The sequence below is a fragment of the Corynebacterium sp. NML130628 genome (assembly GCF_001875665.1).
In the GTDB taxonomy this organism is placed as follows: domain Bacteria; phylum Actinomycetota; class Actinomycetes; order Mycobacteriales; family Mycobacteriaceae; genus Corynebacterium.
Genome location: NZ_MLAL01000003.1, coordinates 1 through 8,537, shown reverse-complemented (window position 1 = coordinate 8,537; position 8,537 = coordinate 1). Strand labels below are relative to the sequence as shown.

The following is an 8,537-nucleotide window of genomic DNA, read 5'->3' as shown; positions in this document are numbered from 1 at the left end:
ACACCGACTGGGTTGCCTGAGAAAGTCACGATTATCCGCACAACAAGTAAGACCGCGCCGACGCCGTGTGCGTTGATGATGCATTGTTAACCATGATTCCAGTCCACAACCACTTGACACCGAACGTGCTTTGCGCTTTTTGACACCATTGGCAGTGAGCGAGTCTGGTGATTTGCTCTTTGTTGAGGTTGCGGCCGGGTGTATAGGTGATGTCTTCGATACACGCATCGAGATTTGGCGATCGGGATGCTTTGAGTAATTTGTTGACTCGTCGTTCACGCTTGGCCGCAACTTCTTTATCGAGTGCGTAGAGCACTTTGTCAGAAAAGCTCCACGAGTCGAAGATAGGATCTGCTGCAATATCAATGACGGTTCGGCCGAAGGCCGTCATGCGCAGATCGGTAAAGACAGGCAGGATCGATTCATCAAGAAAGCGTGCTGATGCTGACGCTGGTTGTGGCTGTGTCATGACTGAAAACGTCCTTTCTTCGTGAGGTTTTCCATACTGAACTGGGCAGACCCGCCTAGATATGCGCCGCGGGTATCGCGTGCGTGTTCCACCGGTGGTGTTTCAAGCGGTGTTGTGGCTGGCAGATCATGGCCTGTCGGACGGGTTGATTGGTCTTTGCGTACCGCAGCCATCATGTTTTTCACCGCGGTATACGACACAGCCCTCCTGGTGCCATCAGGTGCGATTAAGCGTGCACAGGCTTGTTCCAAAATCACCTTGTTGGCGTGTTTGCCCATATTCAGTACGTTTCGACACGACTGAAATGCCTGGGCAGGGATCGCCCTTGCCTTGATGAGTTCTTCGATGACGCTCCGGGTTGCTGGCCCGATCTTGGCTGCTTCACGGTAGAAGTACTCACTGGTCCACAACCCTGTGGTATCAGCCATGTTGGCAGGAATATGATCCACATCGGTGGCATAGATCCCCCGGGCTTGGGCAAGCCGGTGGGTTGCAACACGCTGCCCGGCATCAAAGACGGTTACTTCATTGCCAGTGATACGTACATCGACAGTCCGGCCGACAAGCTGGTAGGGCACCGAGTAGCGTGCAGTGTTGACGGTGATGTGGAAGTTGGGGGCGATGTTCGCACGTTTCCATTCGGTATGCTGCCACGGTGTTGTAGGAAGTTCGCCTAGTACGCCGCGTTCAAACTCGTCAAAGAGCATCCTTCTGCTGGTGTTGTGAATCGGCCTGACTTTTTGAGAGTGGCGTGTTACGCGGCGTGAATGCCTGCGTGGTTTTCTCGTTGGTAGTTGGTGTAGTGCTTGATCGGCGGGATATGCCCGAGCGAGGAATGCAACCGCTCGTGATTGTACCAGTGGACCCATCCGGCTGTGGCGCGTTCCACCTCCCCCCAGTTCGTCCACGTCTCTGCCTCGAAATCAATGAGTTCAGACTTGTACAGCCCGATCGTTGACTCCATCAGACCGTTGTCGTAGGCGTCGCCGACAGTGCCGATGGACCCGTCTATCTGATGGACGGCAAGCAGACGGCGGAGATGTGTGGGAGTGTACTGTGAGCCCGCCCGAGTGATGGGGAACCCCGGCCGACTCAAAGTACGGGTCCTGGCGCTGGCGTAGTGCCAGTGCCTGTCGCAGCGCACGGATGGCCAAAGATTTCGTGGCTCGGGTGTCCACGACATACGCCAGGATCTCACGGGTGAATACGTCGGTGACAGAAGCCACGTAGCTGAAACCGCAGCTGGTGTGCACATACGTGAAATCCGCGATCCACCACTGATCGGCGGATAGAGGCCGGACGGGCTGAGCAGAGGCACGTTTGGTTTATTGGTGATGTGATTCCAGTAGGTATCTAGGCATTTTGTGTAGCGAGAGTTATTTTGAGTCCCAGGGCTTTCATGATTTTCGTGATAGCCGCAAAGGACGGGTTACCGTCTTTTGATAGTGACTTGTAGAGGGATTCACGGTTGAGTTGAGTCTCTTTAGCGAGCTGGCTCATGCCGTGTGCCCTTGCAATGTCACGCAAAACCACCTGTACGGTTTTCGTATCGCCGTCTTCGAGTGCGATAGCCAGGTAATCGTTCACTGCTTCTTGGCTATCGAGATATTTGCTTGCATCGAACGCTGAAAATGTTACTTCCTTCACGACTGTTCCTCCCTTACCTGTTGTGCGAGCTTTTGAGCGGTTCGAATATCTTTATCCTGGCTGGATTTATCTCCTCCGGCCAGCAGGAAAACCGTTACTGCGCCTAGTCGGGTGTAGTACACCCGATAGCCGGGCCCGAAATGAAATCTCATCTCGCTAACCTTCTCGCCAACGGGTTTGATGTCTCCAATCATTCTTCCGTGTGCTTCGCATCGGGCTATTGCATACAAAATGCGTCGCTGAGCATGTTTGTTTTTTAGCTCACCTAACCAGGCGTCAAACAAGCTGCTGGAAATGATCTCCACACGCCCAAGTGTAGCCTAAAAGCTACATGGCTCAAGTGGGGGATACGCCTCTCATGGCTGACTCCTCTTTCGGTTTGAAGATTGGTGATGACGCCAGGAAAGCGTCTAAAGACGCTAAAGACGCATGCAGACTTGAGGGTGCGGTTGATGAGTTGAGGTCGAGGTGGATGACACGTCCGCTACGGCCCGGATCTTCGGTGAGGTGTTCAAGGTCAACCTGACGACTGAGGGGCCACCGCACCGCTTTTCGATCATCCGTGATGAAGCCACGCTCTCGAGCCTCAACTGGGAATGAACTAAACGGCGTTATTTTCGCAGCTCCTCCACTATCCGCACCGTTCCCACGGCAACCCGCGTGACTTTACCAATCAGGTCCACGATGTAGCGTGGGTTCCCGACCTCATCGGACCAGTCATTCGGGTCGTTCACAATCCCGGACGCCTTGTCCTTCTTCACCTGGTAGCGGTCAATCAACCACGCCACCGCAGAGCGCGACCCCAGCATGTACTCGTCAGCCTCAGCCGGAATACCAGTGATGGTGACGCGCTTGTTATAGATCAGCTTGGTCACGTCGTTGACGTTCTTACCGGTCTCGGGGTCCTTCTTGCGTGCCCACTTCATCTTCAACACACGCCAGGTATCCGGGTCGGACTCGTCGCCCTTGACCGTGATGTCCAGCGGGTATGGCTCCACGTCCTCGTATCCGACGTGCAGGTCCATGAGTTCCTTGCCGGCGCGCGCAAACTTGTCGAACTCTTCCCGCGTTCCCGGTATCTCAATGTGCGGCAGCATCTTTTTCAAGTCCGCCGCGTACGCCTCCCGATAGTTCGGGTCGTGCAGCTTGCCGTAGACGAAGTGGAAGATGTCGTCACCAGTGACATCGGCACCCAGCGCATCGCGGTAGAGCGCCTTGATCGCATCAGTGATGTTGTCCTTGCGCACATGCCCCGCAACAACCTCACCGACCTGCCCATACATCGAGGATTCATCCTCGCTTATCGACGCCCCCTCGCCAAACAACGCACCATCCGAAGCCTCAACGAGCTCCCAAGTGAAGCGTGGGAAGAACTGTGTTCCTTCTGAGCCAAACAGATTAAGGTCAAGGAGCATATCAGCTGCAAAAATACTGTAAGGCTTCACTGCGCCCACGGTCATCTGGGCAAACCCAATGTTGTGGTGGTGCTGCGTCGGGAACATCGACGGCAACTGGTACACCATGTCGTTGAGTTCTTTCGCAAAGTAACTGCGCTGTTTGAAAAACGGGCGGTACAACGAGGTGTAGACACGGTCCGTATCGACCGTAATCTCGGTTCCGCGGGCTAACTCCTGTTTCAGGCTGCGGTTCCATGAACCTTTCGCGCTATCGACTAACTCAGGATGCTGCGCAAACAACGCGTCAACACCCCGCTTGTTTTCTTCAAACCCCTCGGCTCGCAACACAGCCTGTGCCTGGTTGTAGTTCGCGATATGCGTGCCGATATTCTCCGCTAAGTCAAAGGTGGAAGAAGAATACGACCACGCATCACGCGCAGTTGAAAGGCCACGTGAATGCTCTTCAAAGAACTTCGTCGCATCACCCTTCTTCTCGCCGATGACCGGCCAGGTCGCGAACTCGTCGCTGCGCTGGTTCAACCAATCACCGTGCTGATTCGGGGTAATTGAACGCCACTGAATCTGGCCCACCGTCGCGTTTTCAACAAACGCCAGTTTCTCATCGCGGTTTTGATAATCAGCCGTTTGGGCATAATGCAGGCGGAAGCCGGTCTTGGAAGGATCCTTCACACCGATCAGCACCGCGACGCCAACCCGGATATCAAAGACATTGTCGCCCTCACGCTTGGCTTGTTCGCCACCACCCAAAGAGTTGCCGCGCAGATTGAAAACATAGAGGTCGGTGAAATCCTCGGCCATCGACAGGCGGACACCATCTCCGGTGTTGCCGTCTACCCAGCCGTTATTTGCGATAAACGCCACGACGCCATGATCCCCGATTCGGTCCGTCGCCCACCGGAATGCGCGCAAATATGAGTCGTATAGCGAGTTCTTATTCGTCGCCGTTGACTTCGCCGCGTACGTCTCCGCGATACGCGCATCCAGCGTCGGGTACTTCAGGTTCGCGTTGTTGTCATTCGCTTTTTTCTGACCCGATGAGTACGGCGGATTGCCCACGATGACGTTGATCGGGGCTTCCTTCTGCCGAACGATGCGCTCGTTGTTGTTTCTGAATACCGTGAGGTCGAGGATGTCTCCTTCCTCGTGGATCTGGAACGTATCGGCAAGCGCGATGCCCTCGAAGGAAACGTAGCGGGGGGGGGTGCGCTTTCCGAGCGTTTGGCTGCCTCGGCCAGCAACGCGTTGAACGTCGTTTCGATGTTGGCAGCCGCGACGTAGTAAGCCAGCAGCATGATCTCGGTGGCGTGCAACTCGTTGGCGTACTTGCGTGCTAGATCCTTCGGATCAATCAACCCGGACTGCAACAGGCGCACCATAAACGTGCCGGTGCCCGTAAACGGATCCAGGATATGCACGCTCTCGTCGGTTAAACCGCGGCCGAAGTGCTTCTTCGACACATCGTCGGCGGCGCGCAGGATAAAGTCCACGATCTCCACCGGGGTATACACAATGCCCAGCTTGTCGGCGTCGCGTTTGAACGCCTTTTGGAAGAAACGCTCGTAAAGTTCTTTGATCACCTGCTGCTTCCCGGACGCACTCGTGACCTCAGATGCGCGCACACGCACCGAGGCGTAGAACTTCTCCAACGAGTCAGTCTCGGCATCCAGGTCACTATCGTCGAGGGCATCAACCATGCGCTGCATGACCTGGGAGACCGGGTTGTGGGCGGCGAAATCGTGCTCGCTAAACAGGGCATCAAACACTGGGGCGGTAATCAGGTGCTGCGACAGCATACTGATCGCCTCGTCCTCGGAGATCGAGTCGTTGAGGTTACCCCGCAGACCTTCTACGAAGGTGTCGAACTCACCGCGCAGTGTCGCATCCGCCTGGTCAAGCAGCGCGCGGATGCGGGTGACCTGCGCCTTGGAGATGTCCGCGACGTCGTCGGCCCAATCCTCCCAGTACGTGCGGGTGCCCACCTTGTCCACCAGCTTGGTGTAGATCGCCTCCTGCCACTGCTCAAGCGAGAACAACGCGATCTGCTGGGCTGTCACCTGATCGGATTCGTGAGCCTCGGTCCGCTCACTGTCCGCGAGTTTCTTTTTCGCCTCCTGCGCAGGATCAACGACTGGCTGGACGGAAATCGGCAAATCATCCTGGAGGTTCTCGTTGAGCGAAATCGAGTTCACCTTCGCGTTGAAGCGGTCGTCGTGCGCACGGAGCGCGTTGAGGATCTGCCACACGACCTTGAACCGCTGGTTGTCGTTCAGTGCCTCCGACGGTGACACATCCGGCGCCACCGCCACCGGCAAAATGATGTACCCGTAGTCCTTGCCTTCCGCCTTCCGCATCACGCGACCAACGGACTGCACCACGTCCACCATCGAATTACGCGGGTTGAAGAACACCACCGAGTCGAGGGCGGGGACGTCGACACCCTCGGAAAGGCACCGAGCGTTCGTGAGCACGCGACATTCATTCGTCGGCATGTCGGATTCAAGCCACGTCAGCTTCGTATTGCGCTCCAGGGCGTTCATCGCGCCGTCGACGTGCTGCGCCTGCACGTCAAGATCCATATTCAACGTCTGGATGTCGTTCATCACCGCCTTTTCCTGCAGCAGCTCGCGATGCGACTTCACCAGCAGGGGGAACGCCTCCGTAATCGCCTTCGACGTCTTGATATCCTTCGCAAACGCCACCGTGCGGTGCATCGGCTCCGCCCCCTCATCAAAGCCGCCCTTTTCGCCTTGCAAGCTGCCCGAACGCTTTGCTAACGCATTCCAAACGCCGATCATCGCGGAGCCCGTCGTTAAGTTAATGTCCTTGCCCCCAGCAGCATTGAACTTGCCCATCGCATCGGCACCCAGCGACTCATCCACCGTCATGATGAGCACCTTGTAGTCCGTCAACAACCCCTTATCGACGGCCTCTCCGAACCCCAACCGGTGAAACTCGGGACCGTACACGGCCTCGTCATCCATGGAGTAGAGCTCCGCCGAATGCTCGACGGCCTTGCCCTTCACGGTCTCGTCGAAAAGTCGGGGAGTGGCAGTCATGTACAGGCGTTTCTTCGCCTTGATGTAGTCACTGTCGTGGATGCGGGAGAAGTTCGACGGGTCCTCCCCGGCCAACGTTGCGCCGGTGGTGCGGTGGGCCTCGTCGCAAATGACAAGGTCGAACTCCTCAAGGCCCGCCTCCTGCGCGTCGTGGATCGCGGGCAGCGACTGGTACGTCGAAAACACCACGCTCAACCCCGCCGCGCGCTTCCGCTTCGACAAGCGCTCCGCAATATCCTCGCCATTCGTCGACACCGGCACCTCAAGGTCATATGAGGCGATATCCTCCGCCTTGCGCGCCACCTTGCTATCGGAACACACCGCGTAGCTGCGGAGATCCATCTGCGCTTGTGCCGTCCACTCTTTCAACGACTGCGACAACAAACTAATCGACGGCACCAAAAACAGCACTCGCGCCTTGCCATAGTGCTCCTCCGCAAAACGCTCAGCCAAGCGCAGCGCCGTAAACGTTTTCCCCGTACCGCAGGCCATAACCAGCTTGCCGCGATCGTGCGCCTTGAACCCCTCCAGCGACTTTTCGATCGCCGTCGCCTGATGTGGACGTGGCTCAAACGTCTCCCGCAAGGTGAGGTTCACCGACATCTCACTGCCTGGGTAAGCGATGTCCCAGTTAATCGGGGACTCCGCAATCGCCGACGTACCGATCCGGTTTGTGGCGATCAGCTGGTTCTCCAGCATCGCCTCAGCGTTCGACGACCAACGGTCCGTCGTCGAAATGATCAGGCGGTTCGCGAATTGCTCCACTCCGCGGTCAGTGTGGAACGAGCGCCCCGATGCCTCAAAAAACGAATCCAGCTGCCCCTTCTGGATATGCGTCGTGGGCAGGTAAAACTTGCACTGAATTGCCGTCCACTCGCCGTCATCCACCCGCTTCGCGACGAGGTCAATCCCCACATCCGCCTTGCCACCGTTGAATGGCCAGTCCACCCAGCGGTACACCTCAGAGTATTCACTGGACAGTGTCGGGTCAGTCTTGAAATAGTTGACCATCAACTTTTCAAAGGCCAACCCTTGCTCCGACTTCGACGGCAGCTTGCGGAGTTCTTCGATGGCATCAGTGAATGTCGACATGGGCAATATTATGCCCCAGCGACACCCCGTGGGGAGAGTAGTGGTTGTCTAGAACGGCAGCGCCTGCGCAACCTGTGGAGGCAGCACGCCTGCGACCTTCGCGCCGTAGCCGATGGCACCCAGACCCGCTGCGGCAACGGCGATCCAGGTCAGGATCCAGCCGGCCTGCGTTGCTCGGTAGGCCTCATCTGCGGAGGAGCCGTTCTTGACGGACCCGTCCACCCAGTCCCGGATGGTTTGGGTGTCCGGTGCGGCGCCGGTGCCCTTGTCGTGCACGATCTTCCGGAGCTTGGCGCGCTCGAATTCGGTGCGGGCCTTCTTTTCGGCGTCCTGTAGCTTGCCTTCGACTTTATCCAGCGTGTCGAGGACGTCCGTGTTCTCTGCTGCCTCGGCAGCGGGGACGACGGCGAGGGAAAGTGCAGTCGTGGCGGCGAGTGCCGCGGCTGTAATGCGACGCTTCATGGAAACTCCTTCAAACGTATAAACAAAATGTATGGGAATTGGTATACAATTAGGTGCTTCCGAGCGTAGCAGGTGCGCCACGCCATGGCGAGGCCTATTTGCGCGATGGGGAGTGCACCAAATTCCTTGATTTCCGGACGCCAGTTTGGAAAACCCCAGTTCGTGCAGGTCGCGTGAGGGAATTTGGTGTCGTGTATGAGCGGCGAGTGACAATGGACGCAGTCCTGCCGGTCGACCCCGGTAAAAGCCCAGGTCGCGAAAGGGGCCGTTCGGTGTCAAGTGGTTGTGGACTGGAATCATGGTTAACAATGCATCATCAACGCACACGGCGTCGGCGCGGTCTTACTTGTTGTGCGGATAATCGTGACTTTCTCAGGCAACCCAGTCGGTGTT

The 8,537-nt window shown here is 57.0% G+C and carries 7 protein-coding genes and 2 pseudogenes; 1 reads left to right on the top strand and 8 read right to left on the bottom strand.

Features of this window, described 5'->3' with window-relative positions; genetic code table 11:
* Positions 1-31: 31 nt before the first annotated feature.
* The 6 genes and pseudogenes from BJP07_RS00440 to BJP07_RS00415 form a co-directional block, all read right to left on the bottom strand.
* The gene (locus tag BJP07_RS00440) at positions 32-469 is read right to left on the bottom strand and encodes an ATP-binding protein (RefSeq protein WP_255365868.1); all 438 of its coding nucleotides are present in this window, start codon (positions 467-469) and stop codon (positions 32-34) included.
* Positions 466-1,176, bottom strand: coding sequence for a hypothetical protein (locus BJP07_RS00435; RefSeq protein WP_071565552.1), 711 nt, complete (start codon positions 1,174-1,176; stop codon positions 466-468). The genes BJP07_RS00440 and BJP07_RS00435 overlap by 4 nt, the downstream gene beginning before the upstream one ends.
* Before the next feature lie 47 nt (positions 1,177-1,223).
* Entirely contained in the window at positions 1,224-1,565 is a 342-nt protein-coding gene (locus BJP07_RS00430) for an integrase core domain-containing protein (RefSeq protein WP_071565551.1), read from the bottom strand.
* Between the two features lie 22 nt (positions 1,566-1,587).
* Positions 1,588-1,743, bottom strand: a pseudogene (locus BJP07_RS11535) (DDE-type integrase/transposase/recombinase); the annotation flags it as partial.
* 79 nt (positions 1,744-1,822) lie between these two features.
* Entirely contained in the window at positions 1,823-2,116 is a 294-nt protein-coding gene (locus BJP07_RS00420; protein WP_070362126.1) for an addiction module antidote protein, read from the bottom strand.
* Positions 2,113-2,421 carry a type II toxin-antitoxin system RelE/ParE family toxin gene (locus tag BJP07_RS00415; protein ID WP_071565549.1) on the bottom strand — a complete coding sequence of 103 codons (309 nt, stop codon included), beginning with the start codon at positions 2,419-2,421 and terminating at the stop codon, positions 2,113-2,115. The genes BJP07_RS00420 and BJP07_RS00415 overlap by 4 nt, the downstream gene beginning before the upstream one ends.
* A gap of 163 nt (positions 2,422-2,584) precedes the next feature.
* Here BJP07_RS00415 and BJP07_RS11345 point away from each other — a divergent pair, with 163 nt between their 5' ends.
* A complete protein-coding gene (locus BJP07_RS11345; RefSeq protein ID WP_255365867.1) occupies positions 2,585-2,716 on the top strand; it encodes a hypothetical protein in 132 nt (43 codons plus the stop codon).
* An 11-nt stretch (positions 2,717-2,727) separates the two neighbouring features.
* Here the strand turns inward: BJP07_RS11345 and BJP07_RS00410 are convergent.
* Together BJP07_RS00410 and BJP07_RS00405 are read right to left on the bottom strand one after the other, a co-directional pair.
* A pseudogene (locus tag BJP07_RS00410) lies at positions 2,728-7,682 on the bottom strand (DEAD/DEAH box helicase).
* A 48-nt stretch (positions 7,683-7,730) separates the two neighbouring features.
* A complete protein-coding gene (locus tag BJP07_RS00405; protein ID WP_071565548.1) occupies positions 7,731-8,144 on the bottom strand; it encodes a hypothetical protein in 414 nt (137 codons plus the stop codon).
* Positions 8,145-8,537: the final 393 nt, after the last annotated feature.

Coding starts and splice junctions, on each gene's coding strand:
- BJP07_RS00440 (WP_255365868.1), bottom strand. CDS start 469: ATGACACAGCCACAACCAGCGTCAGCATCAGCACGCTTTCTTGATGAA.
- BJP07_RS00435 (WP_071565552.1), bottom strand. CDS start 1,176: ATGCTCTTTGACGAGTTTGAACGCGGCGTACTAGGCGAACTTCCTACA.
- BJP07_RS00405 (WP_071565548.1), bottom strand. CDS start 8,144: ATGAAGCGTCGCATTACAGCCGCGGCACTCGCCGCCACGACTGCACTT.